The sequence below is a fragment of the Kaistia sp. MMO-174 genome (assembly GCF_037147815.1).
Lineage (GTDB): Bacteria > Pseudomonadota > Alphaproteobacteria > Rhizobiales > Kaistiaceae > Kaistia > Kaistia nematophila.
This window is the reverse complement of record NZ_JBBCUO010000006.1, coordinates 308,632-334,824: the sequence shown is the minus strand read 5'-3', so window position 1 is coordinate 334,824 and position 26,193 is coordinate 308,632. Positions and strand designations below refer to the sequence as shown.

Sequence of the window (26,193 nt, the reverse complement as noted above, 5' to 3'; positions counted from 1 at the left end):
CCTGCTCTCGCCCCGGTCACGAACCGCGGCGCGCGCTACGGGCATTGTCCGGCGGCACGGCGCCGTTCAGGTGGAAGTCGCCGATAGCGTGGTGGCGCCAGCGGATCGGATCGTGGACGGTGTGGGTGCGGGCGTTGCGCCAGAAGCGGTCGAGGTTCCAGGCCTCGAGCGAGGCGCGGGCACCGCCGAGCGCGAAGATCTCGTTCGAGACGGTGAGCGCGGCATGGTCGGCCGCCGCGCGCGCCGCGGCGACGGCGAGCACCGCCTCGGTCTGCAGCCCCGCATCGCGCGGCGTGCGGCGCAGCCGGTCGAGAATTCCGGCCGCCCGCTCGACCAGCGCGTCGGCGGCGAGCGCGAGCACCTTCAGCTCGCCGAAGGTGCGGATGGTGTGCGGCTCCTGCGAGGCACGCTCGACGCCTGCCTCCGGCCAGGCGCGCGCCTTCTGCGTCAGGAAATCGGCGGCGGCGGCGAGCGCGCCCTCGGCGATGCCGACATCGACGGCCGCGTGCAGCAGCTGCGCGAAGGTATTGCCGCTATGCGGCAGCGACGGCCCGTCCGGCCGGATGACGGCGATGTCCTCGACCGGCACGCCGTCGAAGCGGGCGGTGCCGCTCACCGTCGCGCGCTGGCCGACGCCGCGCCAGTCGTCGAGAATGGTGAGGCCAACCGCGTCGCGCGCCACCAAGGCGAACACGACGGCACCATCCTCGTCGGTGGCGAGCACCGGGAAGAAATGCGCGACATAGGAGCCGGTCGTATAGAATTTCTCGCCATCGAGCCGCCAGCCGCCCTCGGGTCGGCGCGACAGCCGCGTGGTGAAATCGGCCGCCGATTTCGTCCGCGCCTCGGTCAGCGCGTTGGCGATGCGGGCGCCCGCAACGATCAGCGGCAGGAAGTGGTCCTTCTGCGCGACCGTGCCCTGGTCGGTGATGACGTCGCCGAGCGAATACTGCGCGATCAGGATCTGCGCGACGCTCGGATTGGCCTCGGCGACGGTGCGGATCACCTGGGCGAGCGTCCAGTAGCCGGCCTCCGGCCCGCCATGCGAGCGCGGCACGAACAGGCTCGTCAGGCCGAGCGCCGAGGCGCGCTCCAGCTCGACCAAAGGCGGGATCGGCTCGATCTCGCGATCGGCCGAGGTCTCAGTGATCTCGGCGGCGAACTGGCGGGCGACCTGCACCGCCTCCGCCGGATCGTCCAGGACGGGCGACCGCCGCGTCGGCAGGAAGCTGCCGCGATATTCGGCGGCGAGCGCACGTCGCTCGGCCGCGTCATAGGAGCCGGGCAGACGGTCGAAGCTCTGATGCCTGTTCATGGCCCGCCTCCCCTCAGGTGTAGAAGGTCGCGGGCGGATAGGCGCCGTTGAGCCCCCATTCGCCGAGCTCACGGACCTTGTAGAAGACCGGGCTGTGCAGCGTGTAGGTGCGGGCATCGCGCCAGAAGCGGTCGAAGCCGTATTTGTTGGCGGCCGCGCGCGCGCCCATCAGCTCGAAGATCTTCGAGGTGATGTCGACGCTGGCGCGGGTCGCGGCGACCTTGAGCGCCGCCACCACCACCCGAAGCTCGCCGAGCTGTTCCTCGGTCAGTGCCTCGCGCGGCAGGTTCTTGGCGGCCTGCACCCGTTCGGCGGCATGATTGGCGACCGCGAGCGCCGATTCGAGCTGCAGCCACAGATCGCCGAAGGCGTTGATAACAAGCGGATCGTCGGCGGCCCGGTCGGCCGGCGACAGGATCCAGGGCCGGGTTTCGTTCTGGATGTAGCTGCGCGCGGCGCGGAGCGCCCCGACGGCGGTGCCGAGATAGACGTTCGAAAAGGCGAGATTGCCGGAAGGCACGCCAAGCGGGCCGAGGCTCGGTTCGGGCGTCTCGTCACCCTCGGGCGCCGGGCCGAAGGCGAGCAGGTCGCTCTCGTCGACGATGACGTTGTCGAGCGTGAACGAGCCGCTGTCGCCCTGCGGCAGGCCGATGCTGTCCCAGTCACCCTGATGGACGAGGCCTTCGAGCGGCGGACGCAGCACCGCCAGCACATATTGCCGCGTATCGGCCCGGCGCACCTGCGCGCCGATGATGTCGGCGAAGGCGGCGCCGGTGCAGAAGCTCTTGCGGCCGTTCAGCGCGAACTTGCCGCCGCCGATCGGCGTCGCGACGATCTCGGGATCGCGCGGATTGGCGATCACGCCGCGAAACGGCTTGGTCGTGACGGCCTCGGCATAGGCGCGGCTGCGCGCCGGCTCGGGCAGCGAGCCGAGCCCCTCGATGCCGAAATAATGGTGCGTCAGCAGCACGCCGAGCGAGCCGTTGCCGGCGGCGATCTCGCGGATCACCTCGACGACGAGGCGCCAGTCGCCGCCGCCGCCACCCTGCGCTTCCGGGATCAGCAGCGTCGAGAGGCCGGAGGATTTCAGCCGCTCGATCTCCGCCGTCGGGCGGCGGCGCGTCTTGTAGCCCTCGACGGCGGCAGCGGTGAATTCGGCCGAGACCTCGCGCGCCACGGCGAGCCACTTCGCCTCCAGCGGCGAATGCGGCCGGTCGAACAGCGAGCGCGCCCGCAGGTGATCGTCATTGCGCGGCGGCACCAGGGGGCGCGCCGCGATCTTGATGGGGGATTGGATGGTCATCGCAGGGGATCCGGGCAATCAGGCGAAGGACGGCGGCTCGTGCGCTTCGCCGTTCAGCGCGAAGTCGCCGATCGCGCGCAGCTTGTAGTGCTGGCTGTCGTGCAGGGTGTGGATGCGGATGTCGCGCCAGAAGCGGTCGAAGCCGAGATCATTGTGCGAGGCGCGCGCGCCCGTCAGCTCGTAGACGCGCGGCGTCACGTCGAGGCCGACCTTGGTCAGGAAGGCGCGAACCGCACTGGCGCGGACGCCAAGCGCGGCGCGCTCCGGCGCGGTGATCGTGCGACGGCGGTCGAAACCGTCCTGGACCTCCCCGGCGACCTGGCGCAGGAAGGCGGTGCCCGCCTCGGCATCGGTCCAGAACGAGCCGAACTGATGCAGGACATAGGGGTCCCCCGTCGCCCGCTCGACGCCCGAACCCGGCGCGGGGCGGCCATGTTCGCGCGCATAGGCCGAAGCCGCGTCGAGTGCGCCAAGGGTCGAGCCGAGATAGACGCTGGCGAAATAGAGCTCGCCGATCGCCACGTAGAGCGGCGGGAACGAAGTCACCGGCCCGTAGCTCGACTTGAAGACTTCCTCCGGCCGAACCTCGACGTTGTCGAAACCGATCGTCACGGTCTCGGCGCGGCGGAGCCCGAGATGGTCCCAGTCGTTCTCGTAGCGCAGGCCCTGCCGATCGGCCGGGATATAGGCATAGAGCAGTTCGGCGACGTCGTCGCGGTGCGACAGCACCGTGGTGACGTCGGCCAGCGACGGGCCGGTGCTCCAGTGCTTGACGCCGTTCAGCCGGAAGCCGTCGCCATCCGGACGCGCCTTCAGGCCGCGCGCGCCGGGCTGGCTGACATTGCCCCAGAACCAGCGCTCCGCCGCCGAACGGCGCTCCAGCGCCTCGGCGTCGCCGTCGATGTCGAACAGGCGGCCGACGCCGGAATTCGTATAGTGATAGCAGAGCAGCGCGCCGATCGAGGCGTCGCCGCGCGAGAGCTCGACCAGCACCTGCAACGCCGTCGGTATGGTCGCGCCGAGGCCGCCGAAGCGTTCCGGGATCAGGAGGTTGACGAGCCCGCTCGACTTCAGGATCGCCACTTCCTCGGTCGGCCGGACACCGGCGCGCTCGCGCGACGTGGCCTGGCGGGCGAGATGGGCGCCGAAGGCGCGTGCGAACCGGACGGGCGCCGCCGCATCGACCGAAGCGGGCGGCAGGACCCTGGCGGCATCGAAGGCGTCGGTTCCGGCCCCGGCCGGCGGGGAAACATGCTGGTTCATGCGAGATGCACCCGTTCGCGGGCCTCCGGCGTGGCGACGAAGGGCGGCTCCGGCAGTTCGCCGGGCTCCAGTCCGTCCGCACGCCACGAAGCGACGATCTCCCGCGCGCGCTCGAGCGGACGCGGATCGATCCAGCCGTCGAGATCGAAATCGGCCCTGATGAAGCCGTGCCGCAGCAGGAAATCCTTCCGCCGCGCCAGCGCGGTGCGGCGGAACGGCGACAGGTCGATGTCGAGCCGGCCGGTGAGCTGGTCGCCATAGGCGACCTCGACGGTCTCCTCGGCGACGCGCTGTTCGGAGGCGACGATGCGCACCGCCTCGCGGTGATGGCCGGCAGCCCATTCGGCGGCGGCGAGCGAATGCGCCAGGATGGTCGCGACGGCCTCGAACTCCCGCTCGATCAGAGAGGCCGAGACGGTGAAGGCCTCGGGCAGCGCGTTGTTGGCGCGGGCCAGCGGATCGGGATGGCTGCCGACGTCGTAGATCACCTGCGCGCGGGTGAACGACACGACCTCGGCGGCGAAGGAGGACTGCGAATAGATCGCGTCGACCTCGCCACGGATCAGCGCGAACACTTCCTCGCGCTGCAGGTCGCCGCCGGCGGCGAGGCGTCCGGGAAGCAGGCGGCCATCGTCGAGATAGGCGCGCGCGACGGAGAGGTCGACGAGTTCGACGTCGGAGAGCGTCAGCCCCTCGCTGGCCAGAGCCGTTTCATAGGCGGCGAGCGCGGCGGCGCGCCAGAAATCGATCGGCTCGTTCGGCCGCGACGACAGGGCGAGGCGACGGCCCTTGAGATCGCGCACCGAGCGGATGCCGCTCTGCGGCAGGGTCAGGATCGGATGCGCGGTCGGCGTCCAGGAAAGGGCGACGACGCGGGTATCGGCGCCTTGCGAGCGGGCGAAGATGGCCGGCGTATTGCCGCCGTGCCGGATCGAATCCGGCAGCACATGGGTGAAGTGGGAAGCCTGCTTGACGCGATCGCCGGAGAGCTGGATCGAGGCGAAGCCGACACCGAGATGCGCCAGCGCCAAGTCGAGATTCCCGCGCCGCACCGCGACACCGAGCGCGGTCGGCACCGGGCAGCGCGTATACCAGATTTGCCTATCGGACAAAGCAAGCCACCAATTCATCCAGGACGTTGGACTGAGTGAGGCCGAACGTAATAACGATTAAATTGATAGACAAAATCAGAATTGCCACGTTGCGAGCGACAAGCGGAAAAATCATCCGTGCCGCCCCGGCGCGCCGGACAAGCCCTCGCGACGGCGCCGCCGCATCAGCCTCAGGCCGGAGCCGTCTCGCTGAAGGCCGGCAGACGGCGGAGCGAAGCGACGACCTCGGCGAGGATCGGCCACCGCCCGAGGTCGAACCCCAGGCGCTCGGCGACCAGCGCCTGGGGCGCCAGGAAGATGTCGGCGATCCCCGGCGCATCGTCGATCGCGTAGCGGCCCTTGCGGTGGAGGGCGACGAGGCGCTCGACCGAGTCGAGCCCTTCCCCCACCCAATGGCGGGTCCAGTCGCGCACGGCGTCGGCGGCGAGACCGGCGGTCTCGCCGAGATAGAGGCCGACGCGCGGCGTGCCGAACGGATGGATGTCGCAGGCGACCGCAAGCGCCACGGAGCGCGCGGCGGCACGCGCGGCGGCGCCCTTCGGCAGAAGCGGCGGCGCCGGAACCAGCTCGTCCAGATATTCGATGATCGCCAGCGTCTGGGTTAGTACCGTGCCGTCGACGAGCTCGATCGCCGGAACCAGACGCTGCGGATTGATGCCGGCATAGACCGGCTCGCGATGGGTGGCGGCCGCGCCATGGATCACGACCGGGTCCCGCTTCGGGTCGAGTTGCTTCAGATGCAGCGCGATGCGGAGCCGGTAGGCGGCGGACGAGCGGTCATTGTCGAAGACGCGCGCGATCGGAACGGCATGGCTTGCGTTCGACGGGACGACCGGAGTTTGGCTGATGTTCATGATGCATGCTGACGAAAGGGGATCGGGAGGCCGCCGACCAAGCCGAATGCGACCGTATGGGATCGCTAGGGCGAATTGATTTTTCCGTCAAATTGGTATTCTTGCAGTCGTACTTTAGCAAAAATCATCAATTGTCGCTCATTTCATCCCTTGAATACCGGATTGCAACAAAGACAACGCGCTTCATTCCGGTGGAACAGTTTAGTTTTTCAAAACTGTCGGGACAAAACTTTCAAATTGCGCCTGAATACGTCTTCCCTATCTTCGCCTCGATGAGGAACGGCGCCGCTCTCCGGGCGCCGCAGATGGATAGACGACATGGCTTTTGGTGCGGCAGCGCGTGACGCTGGCCTGGTCCCGCGTCCTGACGGCGCCGATTGGCCGCCGGGCTTCGAACCCGGGTTTGAGCATCTGCTGCGCGAACTCGCGGACGGTGCGGCCCGGCATGACCGCGACGGCACGTTTCCCGCCGAGGCATTCCCGAAGCTGGTCGCGCTCGGCGTGCCGAGGCTGACGGCGCCGCAGTCGCATGGCGGCTGGAATCTCGACCTGGCGCGGGCGCGGCAGGTGGTGGAGCGGCTCGGCGCCGCCGATCCCTCGGTCGCGCTGGTGACCGTCTGGCAGCTGCTCTTCCTGGCCGAGCTGGCGCGCGAGGATCATGGCTGGCCCGAGGCGGCGCGCCGGGCCGTGCTCGCTTCGGTGCGCGACGAAGGCGCCTGGATCAATGCCGTCAACGTCGAGCCGGAGCTCGGCACGCCGGCGCGCGGCGGCCTTCCGACGACACGTGCGGTCCGAAACGCCGGGGGTTCCTGGCGGCTCGACGGCCGCAAGATCTACGCGACCGGCATCCCGGTGCTGCGCTGGATCCTGCTCTCGGTCACGCTCGACGACGAAAAGGGCCAGCGCTCCGGCATCGTGCTGGTCGACGCCCGCCAGCCCGGCATTCGCGTCGAGGCGACGTGGGACCATATCGGCCTCCGCGCCTCCGGCAGCCATGACGTCCATTTCGAGGATGTCGAGATCCCGGCCGATTTCGTCGTCTCCGACGGCCCCTCGTCGCGGCCGCTCTACGACGCCCGCCGCCAGGGCTGGGCCTGCGTCCTCGTCGCCTCGCTCTATAACGGCGTCGCCCGCGCGGCGCGCGACTGGCTGCTGCATTATCTGAACCACCGCACGCCGTCGGGCCTCGGCGCGCCGCTCGCGACGCTGCCGCGCTTCCAGACCGCGGTCGGCCAGATCGAGCTGCAGCGCCAGACGAGCGACCGCCTGCTCGACGATGTCGCCGCCGCGATCGACGCCGGCACGGAGGCCGAGCAGCGCCAGGCCCGGGCCTTCGCGCCGCTGCTCAAGCATCTCGTCACCAGCAACGCCATCGCGATCACCAATGCCGCGCTGGAGCTGACCGGCAATCCCGGCCACAGCCGCCACAATCCGCTCGAGCGGCATCACCGCGACGCGCTGACCGGACGGATCCACACGCCGCAGGCCGATTTCGCGCTGCTCAACGCCGGCAGGGCCGCGCTTGTCGCCGCCGCGCCGCCCGCCAGCCCCTCCAACGCGTAAGGCGCCCGAAACCGCATGAACGCCCCCTTCCCCACCGGCCGGACGCGCCCGCTGCGCCTTGCCATCGACATCGGCGGCACCTTCACCGACCTCGTCCTGCGCGACGAGACAGGCCGCGAGCGCACCTACAAGACCAGCTCGACGCCGCAGGATCCCTCCGACGGCTTCTTCGCCGGCCTCGACCTCATCGCCGGCGATCTCGGCCTCGCCTCCCGGCGCGACCTGCTGGCGCGGGTCGACACGATCGTCCATGGCACCACCATCACCACCAATGCCCTCTTGACCGGGGCGACGGCGAAGACGGGCCTGCTGACGACGGACGGCTTTCGCGACATACTGCTGGCGCGGCAGGGCCATCGCGAGGACCAGTTCAACTCCAAGGCCAGGCCGCCGAAGCCGCTGGTGCCGCGCGCGCTCGTGGTGGCGGTGCCGGAACGGCTCGACCGCGACGGCACGGTGACGCTCGCCCTCGACGAGGCGGCGGTCCGGGCGGCGGCCGCCTATTTCAGGGCCGAGGGCGTCGCCGCCGTCGCCGTCAGCTTCGTCTTCTCCTTCTTCAACGATGCGCATGAACGGCGCGCCGGCGAGATCCTCGCGGCCGAGCTGCCGGGCGTCTTCATCAGCCTGTCGTCGCGCGTCGCGCCGGAAGTCCGCTTCTACGAACGCACCAGCACCACCGTGCTCAACGCCGCCGTCGGCCCGGTGCTGGAGCGCTATCTCGACCGCCTCTCCGCCCGCCTCGCCGAGGATGCCTTCGATCGCCCGCTCTACATCATGCAGTCGAATGGCGGCGTGGTGAGCCTCGCCAACGCGGCGGCGCGCGCGGTCAACACGCTGCTATCCGGCCCGGCCGGCGCGCCGCCGGCCGCGGCCAGCCGCGCCGCCGCGCTCGGCATCGACAGCGTCATGACCATCGACATGGGCGGCACCAGCTTCGAGGTCAGCCTGTCGCGCGGCGGCCGCACGGAGATTTCCAGCGGCGGCGAGATCGACGGCTACCCGATCTCGACGCCCATCCTCGACATCAGCACCATCGGCGCCGGCGGCGGTTCGATCGCCTGGATCACGGCGGGCGGGCTGCTGCGCGTCGGTCCGCAGAGCGCCGGCGCCTCGCCCGGGCCGGCCGGCTATGGCCGCGGCGGCACGGAGGCCACCGTCACCGACGCCAATCTCGTCCTCGGCTACCTGAACCCCGACAAGTTCAACGCCAGCGTCGCGCTCGACGTCGGCCGGGCCCGCGAGGCCGTCGGCGCGGTCGGCGCCCGTCTCGGCCTCGGCATCGAGACGGCGGCCGACGGCATCTATCGCACCATCAATGCCGAAATGACCGACAGCCTGCGCCTGGCGACGATCCGCAGGGGCCTCGATCCGCGCGGCTTCGCCATCGTGGCGGCCGGCGGCGCCGGCCCGCTGCACGCGGCGGCGCTGGCGCGCGACCTCGACATTCCGCTCGTCATCGTGCCGCGCAACGCCTCGGTGCTCTGCGCCGGCGGCATGCTGCTCTCCGACTATGCGCGCTATTACGTGCGCACGCTCGCCATCGCCGACCCGCACGATCCGCGCCTCGACCTCGAAAGCGAGTTCGCCGCGCTGGAGGCGCTGGCGATCCGCGAATTCACCGCCGAGGGCATCGACCGCGAGGCGCTCTCCTTCATCCGCTCGGCCGATCTGCGCTATATCGGCCAGGTGCACGAGGTGGCGGTGCCGTTCACCGACGCAGCCGCGCTCGTCGCCCAGTTCCACCGCAGCCACCACGAGCGCTTCGGCCATTCGCAGCCGGCCGATGCCGTCGAGATCGTCAACATCCGCCTGCTGGCGCGCGGCGCCGTGACGGCCGCGCCCTCGGGGGAGATCGCCGCGCCCTCCGGCGCGACGACCGCGCCCTCGCGGCGATCGGCCTGGTTCGGCGGCGCCTATCGCGACGTGCCCGTCCTCGACGGCGAGACGCTCGATCCCGGCGCCGCCGTGGATGGCCCCGCCCTGGTCGAGCTTCCCACCAGCACGATCGTCGTGCCCGAGGCGTTCCGCCTGGTCGTCGCCGCCACCGGCGACTACCTGCTGCACGACGCCTCCCGGTCGCTCGACGCCATCCGCGCCCGGCTCAGCCCGGCCGCATCCGCGACAGGAGCGCCCCACTGATGAGCACCCGCGTAGACCCGATCCTGGCGACGGTGATCGAGAACCGGCTTATCGCCATCTCCACCCAGATGGCGGAGACGATGCTCCTGACCTCGCGCTCGCTGATCTTCCAGGTGCGCGACTTCGTCACCGGCATCTTCACCGCCAGCGGCCAGTGGGTCGCGACCAAGGACTACATCCCCGTCCTCGCCGGCTCGCTGCCGAGCGCCTACCAGGCGATCGCCGACCGCTTCGCCGGCGACATCCATGACGGCGACGTCTTCATCTTGAACGACGTCTACCACGGCAACAATCATCCGCCGGATGTCAGCATCCTGAAGCCGGTCTTCCATGAAGGCGTACTGCGCTTCTGGACCGTGACCAAGGGCCACAACGCCGATGTCGGCGGCGGCGGCGTCGCCGGATACAACCCCTATGCCCGCGACGTCTGGGAGGATTCGCTCCGCATCCCGCCGGTCCGCATCTACCACAAGGGCGTGCTGCAGAAGGACGTCTGGGAGCTGATCCTCCTCAACATCCCCCTGCGCGCGCTGGTGCAGAGCGACTTCGAATGCCAGATCGGCGCGGCCGAGGTCGGCGCGCGCGAGGTGCGCGCGCTGCTCGACGCGTTCGGGCCAGACCAAGTGCAGGCGGCGATCGACCACTTCCTGCTCGCCTCGCGCCAGCACATGGAGGCGGAGCTCCGCAAGATCCCGGACGGCACCTATACGGCCGAGCGCTTTATCGACGACGGCGGCGCCTATCACCGCGCGCCGGTCGCCTTCCGCCTCGACCTCGTCAAGCGGGACGGCGAAGTCACGCTCGACTTCCGCCGTTCCGATCCGCAAGTCGTCGGCTATGCCAACTCGACGCTGGCCAACACCATCGCCTCGTCGCTCATCGGCATCTTCGGCGCCGTCGATCCGACGCTCCGCCGCAACAGCGGCTCGATCGCACCGATCCGCGTGCTGACGACGCCGGGCACGATCGCCCACGCCGTCGAGCCGGCGGCGACCACGCTCTGCACGCTCTCCGCCTGCGAGGCGATCATCGATTCGATCTGGCTCGCCCTCGGCACGGCCGCGCCGGAGATCTCCAATGCCGGCTGGTGCCATTCCTGGTCGTTCGGCGTGTCGGGCCGGAGCGAGCGGACCGGCCAGCCCTTCGCCGCCTTCGCCTTCACCGGCGGCGGCTCCGGCGCCACGGCGGGCTTCGACGGCTGGGACAGCATCGGCACGCCGGTCACCATGGGTGGCATGCGCGCCGCCGACGTCGAGATCCATGAGCGCGGGGCGCCCTGCACCGTGATCCGCCACGAATACGAGATCGATTCCGGCGGCGCGGGCGAATGGCGCGGCGGCCTCGGCAGCGTCACCTTCTGGCGCGTCGACCAGGATGACCTGCGCGTCGTCTGCTACGGCTCGGGCGGCATCGAGGCGAGCGCGCCGTTCGGCCTCGGGGGCGGCGCCGCCGCCAGGCCGAGCTGGGCCCGCATCCACTATGCCGACGACCGCGCGGAGCCGGTGCTGATCAACACGATCGTCAAGCTCAATCGCGGCGACGTCGTCGAGATCCACACCGCCGGCGGCGGCGGTTTCGGCGATCCGCTCCGTCGCGACGCGCTGGAGGTCGCCGGCGACGTCCGCAACGGCGTCGTCTCCGAGGCCGCCGCCCGCGACCTCTACGGCGTCGTCCTGAGGCCCGGCACTTCCGAGATCGATGCCGAGGCCACGGCCAGCCAGCGCAGCCGGCCCACCGGCGTCATCCGCGAAGCCGTGCCCGCCTGATTTTCGAACCCGAACCGATTTCCAACGAAAGGTAGTTTTCCATGTCCATCCACTTGCCCCGTTTCACGGGCGGGCTCGGCCACGCGCGCCATTGGCTCGCCGGCCTCTCGACCGCCGTGCTCATCGCCGCCGCGCCGCTTGCCGCGCATGCCGACCCGGCGGCCGCCGTCAAGGAAGCCGCAGGGATCGTCGAGGCGCATCTGAAGTCGCCGGAATTCTGGGCTCCGCCGGCCTTCGACATCAGCAAGGCCAAGGGCAAGACGATCTGGTGGATCGCCGACCAGAGCAGCAACATCACCGAACAATGGGCCGACGCCGCCAAGGAAGCGGCCGCGCTCGCCGGCATCAAGCTGAACCTGTTCGATCCCGGCGCGTCGGCGCCCGAGCATGTGCGCGGCTTCAACCTGGCGATCACCGCCGGGGCGGACGCGATCGTGCTGGCCGACGGTCATGCCGCGCTCGCCTATGCGGCGCAGGTCAAGGCGGCCAAGGACGCCGGCATCCCGGTCTTCAGCGTCGTCAGCCACCCGCTCGGCGCCGACACCGAACCGCGCGTCGAAGGGCTCGTCGCCGACATCTCCTACAATTATCCCGAGGCCGGCAAGCTTCTGGCCGACTGGTTCGTGGCGGATTCGAACGGCGAAGGCCACGCGCTCTTGGTCGATCTCCAGGGCATTCCGAGCTCGCAGTGGGAATTGCAGGGCTTCAAGGACGAACTCGCCCGCCTCGGCACCAGCGCGAAGTTCACCGAGATCGCCACCAGCTATGGCCAGAACCTACAGGCGGACGTGGCCAATGCGGTGAGCACCGCCATCCTGCGCGACCCCTCGATCAACTACGTCATCCCGCCCTTCGACAGCCTGGCGCTGTTCGCGCAGACCGGCCTCGCCCAGCTCGGCCCGGCCGGCGCCAAGGTGAAGACGGCCGGCTTCAACGCCATCATCCCGCAGATGCAGAACCTGCAGAAGGGCGGCACGCCGCTGCAGATCGACCTCGGCGGCCCGAATGTCTGGCTCGGCTATGCCGTGGTCGACAACGTGCTGCGCGTGCTGACCGGCGAGGAGCCGATCCACGACTACAAGATCGGCTACAAGATCTTCACCCACGACAACGTCCAGGGCCTCGACGTCTCCAAGGAAAATGACCTGAACTGGTACGGCATCGACTACGGCGCGCTGTTCAAGCCGGTGTGGAAGCTCCAGTAGCGCGCCTTCCGGCCCGGGATCCGCGCCGGCGCGGCGCGGATCCCTCCCCGACGACATCGCGCCCCCGGGCGCGCACCCGGACCGCGCCCCGCCCCTCGCGGCGGCGCCGCCTCCGAACAGGAATCCGAGCATGACCCACCCCCGCTCCTCCGCCGATCCGAAGCCCGGCGCCGACACCGGCGCGGCGTCGCTCTTCGCGCCGCTGCAGCTCGGCGACCTGACCCTGCCCAACCGGATCGTCATGCCGCCCCTCGTCCGCGCCCGCTCGCAGGAGCCCGAGCGCGAGCCCGGCGCCCGGGTCGCCACCTATTACGCGCAGCGCGCCTCGGCCGGACTGATCATCAGCGAGGCCGTGCATGTCTCGCCGCTCAGCGTCAGCCGGCCGGGCGGATCGGGCCTGCACAATGCCGCCCAGTCCCGCGCCTGGCGCGCCGTCACCGACGCCGTGCATGCCGCCGGCGGCCGCATCTTCCAGCAATTGTTCCATCTCGGCCGCAAGGCGCATCCCACCCGCATTCCGGGCGGCCTGCCGCCGGTCGCCCCCTCGGCCATCGCCTCGGACGCCCAGGTGCCGACGCCGGAGGGCCCGAAGCCCTTCCCCGTGCCGCGGGCGCTCGCGCTCGACGAGATCCCGGACCTCGTCGAGGAATTCCGCACCGCCATAGAGCTCTCGCGCGAGGCGGGCTTCGACGGCGTCGAGATCCACGCGGCGAACGGCTTCCTGATCGACCAGTTCCTGCGCGACGGCGCCAACCGCCGCGACGACCGCTATGGCGGCTCGATCGAGAACAGGGCGCGCTTCCTGTTCGAGGTGATCGATGCCGCGATCGCCATCTTCGGCGCCGGTCGCGTCGGCATCCGCCTCTCGCCCCATTTCACCCAGGACGGCATCGACGACAGCGACCCGATCGCGCTCTACGACCACGTCGCGCAGGCGCTCGACGCGCGCGGCATCGCCTATGTGCATCTGATCGAATCGGACGCGGTTCCGGCCGAAAAGCGCTTCGCGCCGCGGCTGCGCGCGCGGTTCTCCGGCGCGCTGATCCTGGCCGAGGATTTCACCCTGGAGCGGGCCAGCGCCGTGCTGCGCGACGACCGCGCCGACGCGATCGCGTTCGGGCGGCTGTTCATCGCCAATCCCGACCTGGTGGCGCGCTTCCGCCTCGCCGAGCCGGTCTACAATGCGCCCGATCCCGACACCTTCTACATCGGCGACGAGCGCGGCTACACGGACTATCCGACGCTCGCCTGAGAGGATCCGGCCGCCCTTTCGGCGCGGCCGGTCTTGGACTCAGGCGGTTCTGGCGCGGGGCTACTTGCCCGGCAGGTACTTGCCGATGTTGATCAACTGGACGCGCCGGTTGATCGGGTTCTTCGGGTTCTTGACGTCCTCGAGCGCCTCCTCGCCGAGACCGACCGCTTCGACGCGGGCGGGATCGACATGGAAGGTCGTCGTCAGCGCCTCGACGACGGCGTCGGCGCGGGCCTGACTCAGCGCCAGATTGTCCTTGCGGTTGCCGGTGGTGTCGGTGTTGCCGGTGACGACGAACTTGTATCCGCCCAGGATCGGATGATGCAGCGCATCGGCGATCGAGCCGATCGTCGAATAGGATTCCGGCCGGATGATCGCCGAATTGAGGGCGAACTGGATCTGGACGTCGATCTGGGCGAGATTGTTCAGCAGTTCCAGCGGCTTCCAGGTGATCGGCAGGCCAGGATTATCGATCATGTGCTGCTGCACCGCCTGGCGGATCAACGCCGCCGACAGTCCGGGCGGCGCGGCGCGGGCGGCGCTCCCCATGGTCTGGACGATCTGGCTGCCGGTCAGCGAGGTCTGCGCGCTGGCGGGAGCCAGCGTGCCGATGGCGGCAAGGGCGAGCGAAAGGGCGAAAACAGTCCGGATCGATCTCGACATGACGCTCAATTCCAGCCGGCGTTGGTGATGGCCGCGGTGCAGCGCTTGCTGACAACCTTCTTGGCCGCGTTCAGGCAGCTGAGCAGATGCGCGTCACCCGGCACCATGCCCTGGCAGAACTGCGTCGCGTCGCCGCGACAGGCCTTGGTCACGGCCGCCTGCGCCGCGAGGCGCGCATCGAGCGACGCCACCACTGTCTTGTAGTCGGTGATGCACTGCGGATTGATCTTGTCGGCGCGCTGCGCCAGGCAGTCTTTCAGCGCCCCGCCGCCGAGATTGACCTTGGGACAGTACTTCTCGATGTCCTTGCCGCAACTCTGGGCGAGCAGAGCCCCCGCTTCTGAAAAGCTGATCGTCTGCGCCGATGCCGCGCCGGCCAGGCCCAACAAGAGCCCGGCCGCGAACCCGGCGCGAACCAGCCCTCGACTTGAAAAACGCATGGTTGCCATTCCCCCGCTAAACCGTCGCCGCGACGTGCGGGTAGATGCCCGCGCGGCGGCCGACATTTCCACTCTGACATGGATCCTGGCGACAATCCGACACCGGCGGCGCGGCCTCCGCGGCCCCGCCCGCTAGTCCCTCGATACCGATTGCCGTCCACGACCCCGTGATGCCGCACGGAAAACCCGCTCCGTCCCAGCCGGATCGTCGCGCTCCCCTACGGCATGCGCGCCATTTACGCACAGATTCGGCGAAGTCGGCATCAATTTCGGTGACGATCGCGAAATGCACACGCCAGGCGGGCATCGCGCGACGACGTCATCGATATAGCCGGCATGGCAAGTGGCGGCGCCAAGGGAAAACGGCGCCACCGGGGACGAGACGGAACAGGATTGCCCCCTCCCAAAAGGTGAAAGCTGCCGCGAGTCCGGGCGACGCTCGGTGGCCGGATGCGCCGGTCACCCGGCGAGCTTCCCGATAATGCTGCGGACCTCGTCCTCGGGAAGCGTTTCCGCCTCTACGAAGTTCTGGATCGAGATCCCTTCCAGCATGGTGTCGAGCGCCCGGGCGGTCCGGGGATCGAAATGCCGTTCCAGCGCCCGGTGGCTGCTGTCGATCCACTTGGCGACCAGCTGCCGGAGTTCGGCCCGCCTCGCCATGTAGGCATAGAGCTCGAACACCAGCGTCATGTTGCGCTGGGTCTGCCAGAAGCCGCCGCAGGCGAGCTGCACCACGGCCTCGATCGCCGCCTCGCGCGAGGTCGCGGCCTCCAGCGCAGCCCGGTAACGGCCGGCGATGTCGTCGGAGAGCTTCTGGAACGCCTCGGCGATCAGCGCGTCGATGCCGTCGAAATAATAGGTGATCGAGCCGAGCGGCACCGACGCCGCCTCGGCGATCCGCCGATGCGTCGTACCGGCGACGCCGTGCTCGGCGATCACGTCGAGCGCGGTCTCGACGATGCGGCCGCGCCGATCGGGCTCGAAACGTCTCTGGGCCTTGATCTGCATCGCTCGACCTACGAAGCCTCGGCGGAAAATTCCTGCGGGCCTATTGTGTACATCTGTTCCATACGTGTACAGGCGTACAAAATTTGGAACATCCCATGGACATCGCCGTCAAACGCCGCCGGCTCGCGCTGTGCGCCTTCTTCCTGCTCTTCGGCATCTCGATCGCGGCGTGGGTGACGCGGACGCCGGCGATCCGCGACGCCATCGGCGCCTCGATCGCCGAGATGGGGATGGTGCTGTTCGGGCTGTCCGTCGGTTCGATGGTAGGGATTCTTTCGTCCGGCTGGCTGCTGCGCCGGCTGGGCGCGCGGCGGACGACGCAGATCGGCCTCTGGCTGGTCGTGCTGTCGCTCGCCACGATGAGCGTCGGTGTCGCGCTCGGCCAGGCGCCCGTCGTCGCCTTCGGACTGTTCCTGTTCGGCCTCGGCGGCGGCGGCGCCGAGATCGCGCTGAACATCGAAGGCGCCGAAGTCGAGGCGATCGCCAAGCGTCCCCTCATCCACGCGCTGCACGGCTTCTTCAGCCTCGGCACGGTGGTCGGCGGCGCCGTCGGCCTGTTCTTCAACGCCCTCCATTTCAGCGTCATCGGCCATCTGCTGATCATCGCCGCGATCGACATCGCGATCATCGTGACGCTGATCCGATATATCCCCGCCGATACCGGAAGAGCGGGCATCCCCGGCAGCGACACGCCGGCGGCGGACGGCGCCGCCTCGGCCTGGAAGGACCCGCGCCTCTATTTCATCGGCCTCATCGTACTCGGCATGGCGCTGGCCGAAGGCGCCGCGAACGACTGGCTGCCGATCCTGATGGTCGATGAATTCGGCTTCGACGCGGCATCGGGATCGCTGGTGTTCCTCGTCTTCGCGACGGCGATGACGATCGGCCGGTTCAGCGGCGGCTATTTCATCGTCCGCTACGGCCGCGCCGCCGTGCTCTGCGGCAGCGCGGTCATCGGCGCCATCGGTCTCGCGACCGTCATCTTCTCGCACAATCCGATCCTGGCCGGCGCCGCCGTCCTGCTCTGGGGCATCGGCGCCTCGCTCGGTTTTCCCGTCGCGCTCTCGGCCGCCGGCGATTCCGGCCCCAACCCGGCCGAGCGCGTCCGGCTGGTGGCGATCTGCGGCTATGTCGCCTTCCTGGTCGGCCCGCCGATGCTCGGCTTCGTCGGCGAAACCTATGGGCTTCGCGGCGCCATGCTGATCGTGCTGATACTGGTGGTCACGGCCGCCATCTCCACACTGGCCCTCCGCCGGCCGCGATAGCCGCCCGAACCGGCGCACGTTTGCGGCCGGCGGCAAACTGCGCGCATACGCGGGCGCACGGATCGGCTAGAACGACGCCGGCGCAGCCGGCAGGCCCGCGCCCGCTTTCCGGCCGCAACCGTCCCCCCGGGGCGCGGCCAGCATCATGAGGTATCCCAGCGTGACGAATGCATATTCGGAAGCAGGCGCGGTCACGCACCTGATCGACATCGTGTTTCCCGGCGACACCAATCATCATGGCACGCTGTTCGGCGGCGTCGGCCTCTCGCACATGGACAAGGTCGCCTTCATCGTCGCCGCGCGCCATGCCCATGTCGACTTCGTGACGGCCTCCTGCGAGCGGATCGATTTCAAGGCCCCTGCCCGCCTCGGCGAGATCGTCGAGCTGACGGGGCGGCTGACCCGCGTCGGTCGGCGGTCGCTGAGCGTCGAGGTCGACATGACCGCCGAGGCCCCGCTGACCGGCGAGCGGCGGCTCTGCACGCGCGGCATGTTCAACATGGTCGCAATCGGCGACGAGCCGGAACGCGAGGGCTGGCGCCTTCCGCCGATGCCCGAGGCGCGGCCCGAGGAACCCGATGCCGACCTTCGGATGGTCGAGCTCGTCTTCCCCCACGTGACCAGCCATTATGGCAGCCTCTATGGCGGCAACGCGCTGGCCGCCATGGGCAAGGCCGCCTTCGTCGCCGCCACCCGGCGCAGCCGCAAGGCCGTCGTCATGGCCGCCTCGCAGCGGGTCGATTTCCGCAGCCAGATCCACAACGGCGAGGTCATGGAACTGATCGGCCGGGTGGAGAAGGTCGGCACGACCTCGCTGACGGTCGCCGTTGAGCTCTGGGCGGAAAACCTGACGACCGGCGAGCGCCGGCGCAGCGGCCAGGGCAGCTTCGTCATGGTCGCCGTCGACGCGAACGGCCGCCCGCAGCCGGTCGATGGCGAGGCCGCCTAGGCGCGGTCTCGATCGCGCCGCACCGGCGATTCCATCGGCGCGGATCAGCGCCCCACTCGCGCACGACTTTCGCCCGACCGAACGGTTTGGTGAAAGCCGGCGCATTTCGGCGTTGTTGCCGGCTCGTTCGGAAAGACCAACGCCGCCGACATCTGCCGGAGCCCACTGCGCTGCACCAAGCGCTGACCCGGTCGTGGTCGGACAAGCGGTTCCTGCAGTCTGTTCTCACCAATACAGATCGAAGCCGCCGCCTCCCTCCGTGTGCCAGCCCGGACGATGACGGCGAACCTCCGGTCAGGAGGCACCGGCCGCGCCGACGAGCGAGCGCCTGAGCCTGCGGCCACGACCCTGAAGTCGCAAAGCCGCCACCGACGGACGGCTGAGCCACGCGACAATGAAGTGCCGGCTCCCAGCCGCGGGACGCGGTTGATGGGCTCCCGTGACCGCCAAAATGGCACGCGCACGATATCGCTTGACACTTATTGGGATATTTTGGAAAACTTTGGAAAATGAACGAGGCCATCGAAGGAGGAAGCGATGGTTCGGGAGGAGGATGGATTCTGGGCGTGCGAATATGATGGATTGTTGGGGCGCTTGCCCCAGCTCATCGCCAGTTCGCGCCTCACATTCTGCGGCATGGGATCCTGCATAGACGCAAGGATCGAAATGGAGGATGCCGCGGCGCTTCTGGCGTCCGAAATTCCGGCTGACGCGCGCAGCTTCATAGACATGCTCGTTGACCGCGCGCATCGGGGCGTGGGCGGCGAGATAAGGGTAGAGTGGCCGGAGGGCCCGGCCTGGCTGACCGACAATCTGCCATTTGGATCCTCGCTGGGCGGCACGGGCCCGCATGCCGCCTGGGTGCTGACCGCGGTCGGCGCTCCTGCCCTGGTGGCGCTGCAGGATCGCAGCGCGGACATGGTGCGCCACATCCCCTCGGATATCCTGGTCGTCGAGCGCGGCCAGACCGTGCCCGTCGGCGCGATCAAGCCGCGCGGCGAACCGCGACCCAAGATCTTCATCTTCGAATACACTGCCGGGATGCAACTCGGCGGAGCCTCGCCACCTCGCTCATCCAGGATCATCGTCCGCTTCACGGATCCCGATCTGGAGAATGATCAGGATTTCGCGAGCTTGACCGCCACCATGGCCGAGCAGGCCGGAGCAGGCCTCATCTCTGGCTTCAGCGGCGTGGCCCGGGAGCGCCTCAACGGCGAGATCGAGCGTGTCGGCGCACTCTCCCGCACCTGGCGTTCACGTGGCCTCGGCACCGTCTATCTCGAGCTCGGCGGCTTCGACAGCATCGATTCATGCCTGGCAACGCTTCACGGGCTCAAGGGCGCCTATGACACGCTCGGCATGAGCCATTCCGAATTCGTCGCGCTGAGCGGCGATGGCGACCTCGCAACCAGCATGGTCCGGCTGGCCGGGGAATTGGAGTTGCAGCGCCTCATCGTGCATGCCGACCACTGGGCGGCGGCAGCGACGCTCGGCGACGGCACCAGGGAGCGGGAGGCTCTCATGACGGGATCCCTGCTGGCATCCGCTCGGGCGGAGGCAGGGAAGCCGGTCCGACCGACCGCCCTGCCCAGCGCGGCGGTATTCCACCAAGGTCCGTTCGACACGCCAAAACGGATCGGCGACTGGACGCTCCTGTCCTGCGCCACCCCCTATCTGGACACTCCCGCGACCACCCTGGGACTAGGGGACAGCTTCACCGGAGGGTGCCTGCTGATCCTCGGACAATGCCCCGCTTCATCGGCCTCGGCCGAAGCGTCGGGATAAGCCGTCGGACATTCCGTCCGGCTCACGATAAAAACTGGAGGAGCTACCATGAGGAAGTCAATTTCGGCTGTCCTGGCGTTTGCCTCGGCCGGCCTGATGTCGAGTGTCGCCCTGGCGCAGACAACCGTCACCATCGCCACAGTCAACAATGGCGACATGGTAATCATGCAGGAATTGTCGAAGAAGTTCGAAGAAGCGAACCCCGACATCAAGCTGAACTGGACGATCCTCGAAGAAAATACGTTGCGCCAACGGCTTACGACCGACATCGCCACCGGCGGCGGTCAATTCGACATCCTAACCATCGGCCTGTTCGAAGCTCCCATGTGGGGCGAGCGCGGCTGGCTGGAGCCCTTCGACAACGTCCCCGCCGATTATGACCTGAACGATGTCTTCAAGTCGGTGCGCGACGGCCTTTCGCATGACGGCAAGCTCTATTCGCTGCCCTTCTATGCCGAAAGCCAGATGACCTTCTATCGCAAGGACCTGTTCGACGCCGCCGGCGTCACCATGCCGGAGCAGCCGACCTGGGCCGATATCGGCGCCGCCGCCGCCAAGGTTCATGCGCCGGACAAGGGCGTGTACGGCATCTGCCTCCGCGGCAAGCCCGGCTGGGGCGAGAACATGGGCCAGATCTCGCCTGTGGTGAACAGCTATGGCGGCCGCTGGTTCGACATGAACTGGCAGCCACAGCTCGAAACCGCTGCCTGGAAGGAAGGCCTCACCACCTATGTCGATCTCCTGAAGAAGTTCGGCCCGCCCGGCGCGGCCTCCAATGGCTACAATGAAAATCTCGCGCTCTTCGCCGACGGCAAATGCGCGATGTGGATCGACGCCACCGTCTCCGCCGGCTTCCTGTCCGACCCGCAGCACAGCACCGTGGTCGGCAAGGTCGGCTACGCGCTGCCGCCCTATGGCAAGTTCAACAAGGGCAATCACTATCTCTGGTCGTGGGCGCTCTCGGTCCCGGTGAGCTCGAAGTCCAAGGAAGCCGCGCAGAAGTTCATCTACTGGGCGACCTCGAAGGACTACATCAAGCTGGTCGCAGAACGCTCCGGCTGGGCCACCGTCCCGCCCGGCACGCGCACCTCGACCTATGAGAACCCGGAATATCTGAAGGCGGCTCCCTTCGCCGCGCTGACGCTCAAGACCATCGAGACGGCGAACCCGCACGACGCGACGCAGGAAGAAGTGCCCTATGTCGGCATTTCCTATGTCGGCATTCCCGAGTTCCAGAGCATCGGAACGACGGTCGGCCAGGAAGTCGCCGCTGTGATCGCCGGCTCGAAGACGGTGGATGAAGCCCTGGCATCCGCGCAAGCCTCGACCCTGCGCGCCATGGATCAGGCGGGCTACATCAAGTAGTCGGCCCCGCTGGCAGCGGCGGGACCCTCCCCCCGCCGCTGCCCCTTCCAAATCCGTCCCATTCCATCGAGGCCGACCATGACCGTGGCACCGATCCCGACGGCGACGCAATTCGACCGCAAGCTCTCCATCGCCAAGCCGAAACAGAAGCCGGAAGCCAATGCGCCGGGGGTGAATCCCCGCATTCTGCTGACGCCCTCGGTAGTGCTGCTACTGATCTGGATGATCGTTCCGCTCGCCATGACGCTGTGGTTTTCGACCCAGCGATACAATCTTCTCAATCCTGGCATCGGCGGCTTTGTCGGCTTTCGAAACTACGAATATCTGCTTCGCGATCCCGCCCTTCTCGGTGCCGTCATCAACACGGTCCTGCTCGTCGGCGGCGTTCTGATTGTCTCGGTCGTCTGCGGCGTGTTGCTCGCGCTCCTTCTCGATCAGCGCTTTCCCGGTCGCAATCTCTGCCGCCTGCTGGCGATCGCCCCGTTCTTCGTGATGCCGACGGTGAGCGCTCTCGTCTGGAAGAACCTGCTCATGCACCCGGTGAATGGCCTGTTCGCCTGGATCGCGTCGCTGCTCGGGCTACCGGCGATCGATTGGTTCACCAATTATCCGCTGTTCTCGATCGGCATCATCGTCGCCTGGCAATGGATCCCCTTCGCCACACTGATCCTGCTGACGGCACTGCAGTCGCTGGATCACGAGCAGATGCAGGCCGCCAACATCGACGGCGCGCGCGGCTTCCAGCTTTTCCGCCACATCATCCTGCCGCATCTCTACCGCCCGATCACGATCGTCGCGATGATCGAAACGATCTTCCTGCTCTCGATCTTCGCCGAAATCCTCGTCACGACCTCCGGCGGCCCGGGCACGCAATCGATGACACTGCCCTTCCTGATCTACAAGATCGCCCTTCAGGACTGGAACGTTGGCGGAGCCTCGGCCGGCGGCGTGTTCGCCATCATCCTGGCCAACATCGTCGCATTCTTCCTGATCCGTTCGATCGCACACAATCTGGAGCGCTGATCATGCTGGAGCAATCCTTCCGACGTCAGGCGCTCATCACCACGCTCGGTTGGGGTGCAACCCTGCTGATGTTCTTTCCGATCCTCTGGATGACAATGGCAGCGTTCAAGACCGAAACGCAGGCGATAGCCTCGCCGCCGATCTTGTGGTTCACACCGACGCTCGAGAATTTCATTGCCGTGCTTCGGCGCGCCGACTACCTGCACTTCTTCACCAACAGCGTGCTGGTTTCCGTTGGCTCGACCGCGCTCGGCATCCTGATCGGCCTGCCCGCCGCCTATGCGCTCGCCTTTCATCCCGGCCCCAAGACGCGTGACCTACTGGTCTGGATGCTGTCCACCAAGATGATGCCGGCCGTCGGCGTGCTGGTGCCGATGTATCTCATGTTCCAGAAGACCGGCATGCTCGACACCGTCACCGGGCTGATCGCAATCTATACGCTGATCAACCTGCCGATCATCGTATGGATGCTGTTCACCTTTCTGCGGGAAGTGCCGCGGGAAATCCTGGAAGCCGCCCGCATCGACGGCGCCTCCCCCCTGCTTCAGATCCTGTACCTGCTGCTGCCGCTGACGGCGCCCGGCATCGCATCGACCGCCCTCCTCGCCATCATCCTGACCTGGAACGAGGCCTTCTGGAGCATCAACCTGACCGCTTGGCGGGCAACGCCCCTGCCGGCCTTCATCGCGTCCTTCTCCAGTCCCGAAGGGCTGTTCTGGGCCAAGATGTCGGCCGCGTCACTACTCGCCATCGGACCGATCATCGCGTTTGGATGGCTGACGCAGAAGCAGCTGGTCCGCGGCCTGACGTTCGGGGCGGTGAAGTAAACCAAACAAGACGAACGCTATTTGAACGACTCATCAGACAGGCGATCCCCATGTATATCAACAAGTACAAGCTGGACGGACAGACGGCCTTCATCACCGGCGGCGGACGCGGCATCGGTCTGGCCACAGCACAGGCGCTGCTCGAATCCGGCGCCAACGTCGTCATCTCGGACATCAATCCCGACGTCCTGGAATCCGGCCGCAGCGAGCTTTCCGCAAAAGGATTCACGGTCGACACGATGGTGCTCGACGTCAGCAATTCCGCCGATGTCGCGCGCGTCGCCGCCGAGGCCAACGCCAGGCATGGCGGGATCGACATTCTGGTCGCCAATGCCGGCATCGCCTGGCCCGACACGGGCGGGGAAAGCATGAGCGACGAAGTCTGGTTGAAGGTGGTCGATATCGACCTGAACGGCTGCTACTGGTCGTGCCGCGAATTCGGGCGGGCGATGCTGGAGCGTGGCAGGGGCGCGATCGTCACGGTTGGCTCCATGTCGGGCCTGATCTCCAACAAGCCGCAGCGCCAGGCGCACTACAACGCGGCCAAGGCCGGCGTGCATCACCTGACGCGCTCGCTGGCGGGCGAATGGGCAGAGCGTGGGGTTCGCGTCAATTCAGTCGCCCCGACCTATGTCGACACCGTCATGTCGCGTGGCGGCTTCACCGATCCGACCCTGTTCCCGATCTGGATGGAGAACACCCCGATGAAGCGCGTTGCGCGGGCCGACGAGATCGCCTCGGCCATCCTGTTCCTGGCCACCGACGCCTCGAGCGCCATGACCGGATCTATCGTCGTCGTCGATTGCGGCTACACGATCTGGTAGTAGAAGGACTCCGTCGCGACAGGTCGCATGGCCGTTTGGTGGCTGTCGCCCGCGCGACGGCCACCATCCGAAAACAGGGCCATGCACATGGATATTCCAAGCAGACGCGTCGAGATCCTTCCGGCGAAGCGGCGCGCGATGATACTGGAACGCGTGCGCCAGAACGGCTCTGCCACGATCCAGGAACTGGCCGACGAGATTCACGCCTCGCCATCCACCATCCGCCGCGATCTCGACCAGCTGACCGAGGAAGGCTATCTGGAGCGCACCCATGGCGGCGTGCTGCTGGTGCCGCCGCTCCGCTCGACCTTCGAGCGTGAACCCTCGCTCGACGCGCAGCTTCAGCACAACCAGAAGATTGCCATCGGCCAGGTGGCCGCCCAACGGCTCAATCCGCGCGACAGCGTCATTTTCGATTCCAGCTCCACCGTGCTGGAGGCGGCCCGCGCCGCCGTCCTGCGCGACATTCCGCTGACGGCGGTCACCAACAACCTGGAGTCCGCCCTCGTCTGCTCGCAATGCCCGTCCTGGCGCGTGATCATGCCGGGCGGCACGATACGCCCCACCACGCGCAGTATGGTAGGGGAACCGGGCGAAGCATTCCTCAAGACCATTCATGTCGACGTCTGCCTGATCGGCGCCTATGCCGTCACCGGTCGCCTGCTGACGGACGCGACCATCGAGGTCGCCTCGCTGAAGCGGGCGATGATCCAGTCCGCGCGCCGGACTCTTCTTCTCGTCGATAGTTCCAAATTCCAGGCGCCGGCCTTCAGTACTTTCTGCGAAATCCAGGACATCGACGAGGTCATCACCGATGACGGCATCGCGCCGGAACATCTGGCGGCGCTACGCGCCTTCAGCGTCAAGGTGACGGTGGTTCCGGTCAACGCGAACGGCTCTGCCAGCATGAGCTGACTGGAACGTTCACGCTCATTTTCGGAATGTTTTGGTATGGATTGATAGAGTTTGATCATGTTAGGATCAATCACGGTCAACCATGGCGACAGCATTCCATCGGGTGGCGATGGTTCGGACCGGCGTCAACAAAAGTTCGAGGGATCGTCCGCGAGCGGCCCAACCTCGAGCTGCAGAAAGGAACCGCCCCTTGACCCGCCTCGACGAAAAGCTAGCCAGGATCCGCAACGGCCAGTACCGCCGATCGGATTTCATCATTGCCGACGCCAAGGATGGCGACATGGGCTCGGGCATCACCTGCACGGCGCCGAACCGCAATCGCGATGGTTCCTGGACCCGCTACCGCACCCGCGCCGAGTTCCTCGATCAGATTGCCAAGGTGGTGAAACAGGACATCGTCGATATCATGCTGGTGTCCGCCTCCAATCTGGAGTTGCTGCAGGAGCGTGGAACCTTCAGCGATAGCCGGGTGAAACCGGCGATCCGCGCCAACGACGCCACCGACTGCTGGGGCGGCGTGCGCCATCAGCGCTACACCAAGTCGCCCTCGCAGCCGCATCGCTCGGCCGACCTGCGCCGCCTTGTCGAGCGGGCGCCCGCCATCGGAACCGATCTCGGCCTCTACTCCGTCACCTTCGTCAACGACGTGGATATGGACCGCGCCGCGGGCGAGGCCTTTGCCGATTTCCGGGCCGACGCCGCACGCAATGGCTTCAAGTACTTCCTGGAGGTCTTCAACCCGAACACCGATATTGGCCTCGACCGCCAGGCGACAGCCGAATTCGTCAATGACAGCATCCTGCGCGTGCTCGGCGGCGTGATGAAGCCGGACCGGCCGCAATTCCTGAAGATCCCGTTCAATGGCCCCGCAGCCCTCGAGGAACTCGCCTCCTTCGATCCAAGCCTTGTCGTCGGCGTGCTTGGCGGCGGCGCCGGCACCACGCGCGACACCTTCGAACTGATCGCCCAGGCCGAACGGCATGGTGGGCGCCTGGCCCTGTTCGGCCGCAAGATCAATCTGGCGGAATCGCAGCGGACGATCATTGCGATGATGCGCCATGTTGCCGATGGCGACCTTACCGCAGAGGAAGCCGTGCGCGCCTATCACGGCGAACTGAAGAAGCTTTCGATCACGCCGATCCGCAGCCTGGACGATGATCTTGTCATCACCGAGGAGCCGCTGAAGCAGGCGGCGATCCGCAAGGCAGCCTAGCGCCGGACCCGGCAAGAAGAACCGGAGCGCGGCCCGCCGCCCTCTCCGAGATGGCGGTCGGCAATGCCAGAAACAGAGATGGTCGCGCAAGGCGACCATCTACCGTCCTGGACAGGCATAATTTACGGAAGGCTTCGATGGGGC

Annotated in this window: 23 protein-coding genes; 15 read left to right on the top strand and 8 right to left on the bottom strand. The window is 67.7% G+C overall.

Features of this window, described 5'->3' with window-relative positions; translation table 11 throughout:
- Nucleotides 1-16: 16 nt before the first annotated feature.
- The 5 genes from WFK98_RS22580 to maiA form a co-directional block, all read right to left on the bottom strand.
- Entirely contained in the window at nucleotides 17-1,315 is a 1,299-nt protein-coding gene (locus tag WFK98_RS22580; protein WP_336801869.1) for an acyl-CoA dehydrogenase family protein, read from the bottom strand.
- A 13-nt stretch (nucleotides 1,316-1,328) separates the two neighbouring features.
- On the bottom strand, nucleotides 1,329-2,618 hold the full coding sequence (locus tag WFK98_RS22575) for an acyl-CoA dehydrogenase family protein (protein ID WP_336801868.1): 1,290 nt from the start codon (nucleotides 2,616-2,618) through the stop codon (nucleotides 1,329-1,331).
- A gap of 18 nt (nucleotides 2,619-2,636) precedes the next feature.
- Nucleotides 2,637-3,881, bottom strand: coding sequence for an acyl-CoA dehydrogenase family protein (locus WFK98_RS22570; protein WP_336801867.1), 1,245 nt, complete (start codon nucleotides 3,879-3,881; stop codon nucleotides 2,637-2,639).
- Nucleotides 3,878-4,993: an ABC transporter substrate-binding protein gene (locus WFK98_RS22565; protein WP_336801866.1), complete on the bottom strand. Its 1,116-nt coding sequence runs from the start codon at nucleotides 4,991-4,993 to the stop codon at nucleotides 3,878-3,880. The genes WFK98_RS22570 and WFK98_RS22565 overlap by 4 nt, the downstream gene beginning before the upstream one ends.
- Nucleotides 4,994-5,163: 170 nt before the next feature.
- Nucleotides 5,164-5,847, bottom strand: a complete 684-nt coding sequence (maiA, locus tag WFK98_RS22560) for a maleylacetoacetate isomerase (RefSeq protein ID WP_336801865.1) — start codon at nucleotides 5,845-5,847, stop codon at nucleotides 5,164-5,166.
- Nucleotides 5,848-5,852: 5 nt separating this feature from the next.
- Between maiA and WFK98_RS22555 the strand changes: the two genes are divergently transcribed.
- From WFK98_RS22555 to WFK98_RS22530, 6 genes are all read left to right on the top strand, one after another.
- Nucleotides 5,853-6,191: a hypothetical protein gene (locus WFK98_RS22555; protein ID WP_336801864.1), complete on the top strand. Its 339-nt coding sequence runs from the start codon at nucleotides 5,853-5,855 to the stop codon at nucleotides 6,189-6,191.
- Complete coding sequence (locus tag WFK98_RS22550) at nucleotides 6,166-7,410, top strand: acyl-CoA dehydrogenase family protein (RefSeq protein WP_336801863.1); 1,245 nt, start codon at nucleotides 6,166-6,168, stop codon at nucleotides 7,408-7,410. The genes WFK98_RS22555 and WFK98_RS22550 overlap by 26 nt, the downstream gene beginning before the upstream one ends.
- A gap of 15 nt (nucleotides 7,411-7,425) precedes the next feature.
- Nucleotides 7,426-9,549 (top strand): hydantoinase/oxoprolinase family protein, encoded by a 2,124-nt coding sequence (locus WFK98_RS22545; protein WP_336801862.1) that lies wholly within the window; start codon nucleotides 7,426-7,428, stop codon nucleotides 9,547-9,549.
- Nucleotides 9,549-11,315, top strand: coding sequence for a hydantoinase B/oxoprolinase family protein (locus WFK98_RS22540; RefSeq protein WP_336801861.1), 1,767 nt, complete (start codon nucleotides 9,549-9,551; stop codon nucleotides 11,313-11,315). Before WFK98_RS22545 ends, WFK98_RS22540 begins: the two co-directional genes overlap by 1 nt.
- Nucleotides 11,316-11,356: 41 nt before the next feature.
- The gene (locus tag WFK98_RS22535) at nucleotides 11,357-12,520 is read left to right on the top strand and encodes a sugar ABC transporter substrate-binding protein (RefSeq protein ID WP_266341090.1); all 1,164 of its coding nucleotides are present in this window, start codon (nucleotides 11,357-11,359) and stop codon (nucleotides 12,518-12,520) included.
- Between the two features lie 130 nt (nucleotides 12,521-12,650).
- Nucleotides 12,651-13,772 (top strand): alkene reductase, encoded by a 1,122-nt coding sequence (locus WFK98_RS22530; protein ID WP_336801860.1) that lies wholly within the window; start codon nucleotides 12,651-12,653, stop codon nucleotides 13,770-13,772.
- Between the two features lie 60 nt (nucleotides 13,773-13,832).
- Here WFK98_RS22530 and WFK98_RS22525 read toward each other — a convergent pair whose 3' ends face one another.
- The 3 genes from WFK98_RS22525 to WFK98_RS22515 all read right to left on the bottom strand — a co-directional run bounded on the left by WFK98_RS22525 (nucleotide 13,833) and on the right by WFK98_RS22515 (nucleotide 15,883).
- Nucleotides 13,833-14,435, bottom strand: a complete 603-nt coding sequence (locus WFK98_RS22525; protein WP_336801859.1) for an OmpA family protein — start codon at nucleotides 14,433-14,435, stop codon at nucleotides 13,833-13,835.
- A 5-nt stretch (nucleotides 14,436-14,440) separates the two neighbouring features.
- Nucleotides 14,441-14,884, bottom strand: coding sequence for a hypothetical protein (locus WFK98_RS22520; RefSeq protein ID WP_336801858.1), 444 nt, complete (start codon nucleotides 14,882-14,884; stop codon nucleotides 14,441-14,443).
- 450 nt (nucleotides 14,885-15,334) lie between these two features.
- Nucleotides 15,335-15,883, bottom strand: coding sequence for a TetR/AcrR family transcriptional regulator (locus tag WFK98_RS22515; protein ID WP_336801857.1), 549 nt, complete (start codon nucleotides 15,881-15,883; stop codon nucleotides 15,335-15,337).
- Between the two features lie 95 nt (nucleotides 15,884-15,978).
- Here WFK98_RS22515 and WFK98_RS22510 point away from each other — a divergent pair, with 95 nt between their 5' ends.
- The 9 genes from WFK98_RS22510 to WFK98_RS22470 all read left to right on the top strand — a co-directional run bounded on the left by WFK98_RS22510 (nucleotide 15,979) and on the right by WFK98_RS22470 (nucleotide 26,049).
- A complete protein-coding gene (locus WFK98_RS22510) occupies nucleotides 15,979-17,148 on the top strand; it encodes an MFS transporter (RefSeq protein ID WP_336801856.1) in 1,170 nt (389 codons plus the stop codon).
- A gap of 160 nt (nucleotides 17,149-17,308) precedes the next feature.
- Nucleotides 17,309-18,097: an acyl-CoA thioesterase gene (locus WFK98_RS22505; protein WP_336801855.1), complete on the top strand. Its 789-nt coding sequence runs from the start codon at nucleotides 17,309-17,311 to the stop codon at nucleotides 18,095-18,097.
- 537 nt (nucleotides 18,098-18,634) lie between these two features.
- Entirely contained in the window at nucleotides 18,635-19,882 is a 1,248-nt protein-coding gene (locus WFK98_RS22500; RefSeq protein ID WP_266341096.1) for an ADP-dependent glucokinase/phosphofructokinase, read from the top strand.
- Nucleotides 19,883-19,930: 48 nt separating this feature from the next.
- Nucleotides 19,931-21,247, top strand: a complete 1,317-nt coding sequence (locus WFK98_RS22495; RefSeq protein ID WP_266341097.1) for an ABC transporter substrate-binding protein — start codon at nucleotides 19,931-19,933, stop codon at nucleotides 21,245-21,247.
- A gap of 78 nt (nucleotides 21,248-21,325) precedes the next feature.
- Nucleotides 21,326-22,270 carry a carbohydrate ABC transporter permease gene (locus tag WFK98_RS22490; RefSeq protein ID WP_336801854.1) on the top strand — a complete coding sequence of 315 codons (945 nt, stop codon included), beginning with the start codon at nucleotides 21,326-21,328 and terminating at the stop codon, nucleotides 22,268-22,270.
- Between the two features lie 2 nt (nucleotides 22,271-22,272).
- The gene (locus tag WFK98_RS22485) at nucleotides 22,273-23,097 is read left to right on the top strand and encodes a carbohydrate ABC transporter permease (protein ID WP_336801853.1); all 825 of its coding nucleotides are present in this window, start codon (nucleotides 22,273-22,275) and stop codon (nucleotides 23,095-23,097) included.
- Nucleotides 23,098-23,147: 50 nt separating this feature from the next.
- Complete coding sequence (locus WFK98_RS22480) at nucleotides 23,148-23,921, top strand: SDR family NAD(P)-dependent oxidoreductase (RefSeq protein WP_336801852.1); 774 nt, start codon at nucleotides 23,148-23,150, stop codon at nucleotides 23,919-23,921.
- A 138-nt stretch (nucleotides 23,922-24,059) separates the two neighbouring features.
- Nucleotides 24,060-24,836, top strand: coding sequence for a DeoR/GlpR family DNA-binding transcription regulator (locus tag WFK98_RS22475; protein WP_266341101.1), 777 nt, complete (start codon nucleotides 24,060-24,062; stop codon nucleotides 24,834-24,836).
- A gap of 190 nt (nucleotides 24,837-25,026) precedes the next feature.
- Nucleotides 25,027-26,049 carry a hypothetical protein gene (locus WFK98_RS22470; protein ID WP_336801851.1) on the top strand — a complete coding sequence of 341 codons (1,023 nt, stop codon included), beginning with the start codon at nucleotides 25,027-25,029 and terminating at the stop codon, nucleotides 26,047-26,049.
- Nucleotides 26,050-26,193 lie beyond the last annotated feature (144 nt).

Excerpts from the sequence above, each read along its gene's own strand:
- WFK98_RS22580 (WP_336801869.1), bottom strand. The coding sequence starts at position 1,315 with ATGAACAGGCATCAGAGCTTCGACCGTCTGCCCGGCTCCTATGACGCG.
- WFK98_RS22575 (WP_336801868.1), bottom strand. The coding sequence starts at position 2,618 with ATGACCATCCAATCCCCCATCAAGATCGCGGCGCGCCCCCTGGTGCCG.
- WFK98_RS22570 (WP_336801867.1), bottom strand. The coding sequence starts at position 3,881 with ATGAACCAGCATGTTTCCCCGCCGGCCGGGGCCGGAACCGACGCCTTC.
- maiA (WP_336801865.1), bottom strand. The coding sequence starts at position 5,847 with ATGAACATCAGCCAAACTCCGGTCGTCCCGTCGAACGCAAGCCATGCC.
- WFK98_RS22555 (WP_336801864.1), top strand. The coding sequence starts at position 5,853 with ATGCTGACGAAAGGGGATCGGGAGGCCGCCGACCAAGCCGAATGCGAC.
- WFK98_RS22550 (WP_336801863.1), top strand. The coding sequence starts at position 6,166 with ATGGCTTTTGGTGCGGCAGCGCGTGACGCTGGCCTGGTCCCGCGTCCT.
- WFK98_RS22545 (WP_336801862.1), top strand. The coding sequence starts at position 7,426 with ATGAACGCCCCCTTCCCCACCGGCCGGACGCGCCCGCTGCGCCTTGCC.
- WFK98_RS22540 (WP_336801861.1), top strand. The coding sequence starts at position 9,549 with ATGAGCACCCGCGTAGACCCGATCCTGGCGACGGTGATCGAGAACCGG.
- WFK98_RS22535 (WP_266341090.1), top strand. The coding sequence starts at position 11,357 with ATGTCCATCCACTTGCCCCGTTTCACGGGCGGGCTCGGCCACGCGCGC.
- WFK98_RS22530 (WP_336801860.1), top strand. The coding sequence starts at position 12,651 with ATGACCCACCCCCGCTCCTCCGCCGATCCGAAGCCCGGCGCCGACACC.
- WFK98_RS22525 (WP_336801859.1), bottom strand. The coding sequence starts at position 14,435 with ATGTCGAGATCGATCCGGACTGTTTTCGCCCTTTCGCTCGCCCTTGCC.
- WFK98_RS22520 (WP_336801858.1), bottom strand. The coding sequence starts at position 14,884 with ATGGCAACCATGCGTTTTTCAAGTCGAGGGCTGGTTCGCGCCGGGTTC.
- WFK98_RS22515 (WP_336801857.1), bottom strand. The coding sequence starts at position 15,883 with ATGCAGATCAAGGCCCAGAGACGTTTCGAGCCCGATCGGCGCGGCCGC.
- WFK98_RS22510 (WP_336801856.1), top strand. The coding sequence starts at position 15,979 with ATGGACATCGCCGTCAAACGCCGCCGGCTCGCGCTGTGCGCCTTCTTC.
- WFK98_RS22500 (WP_266341096.1), top strand. The coding sequence starts at position 18,635 with ATGGTTCGGGAGGAGGATGGATTCTGGGCGTGCGAATATGATGGATTG.
- WFK98_RS22495 (WP_266341097.1), top strand. The coding sequence starts at position 19,931 with ATGAGGAAGTCAATTTCGGCTGTCCTGGCGTTTGCCTCGGCCGGCCTG.
- WFK98_RS22490 (WP_336801854.1), top strand. The coding sequence starts at position 21,326 with ATGACCGTGGCACCGATCCCGACGGCGACGCAATTCGACCGCAAGCTC.
- WFK98_RS22485 (WP_336801853.1), top strand. The coding sequence starts at position 22,273 with ATGCTGGAGCAATCCTTCCGACGTCAGGCGCTCATCACCACGCTCGGT.
- WFK98_RS22480 (WP_336801852.1), top strand. The coding sequence starts at position 23,148 with ATGTATATCAACAAGTACAAGCTGGACGGACAGACGGCCTTCATCACC.
- WFK98_RS22475 (WP_266341101.1), top strand. The coding sequence starts at position 24,060 with ATGATACTGGAACGCGTGCGCCAGAACGGCTCTGCCACGATCCAGGAA.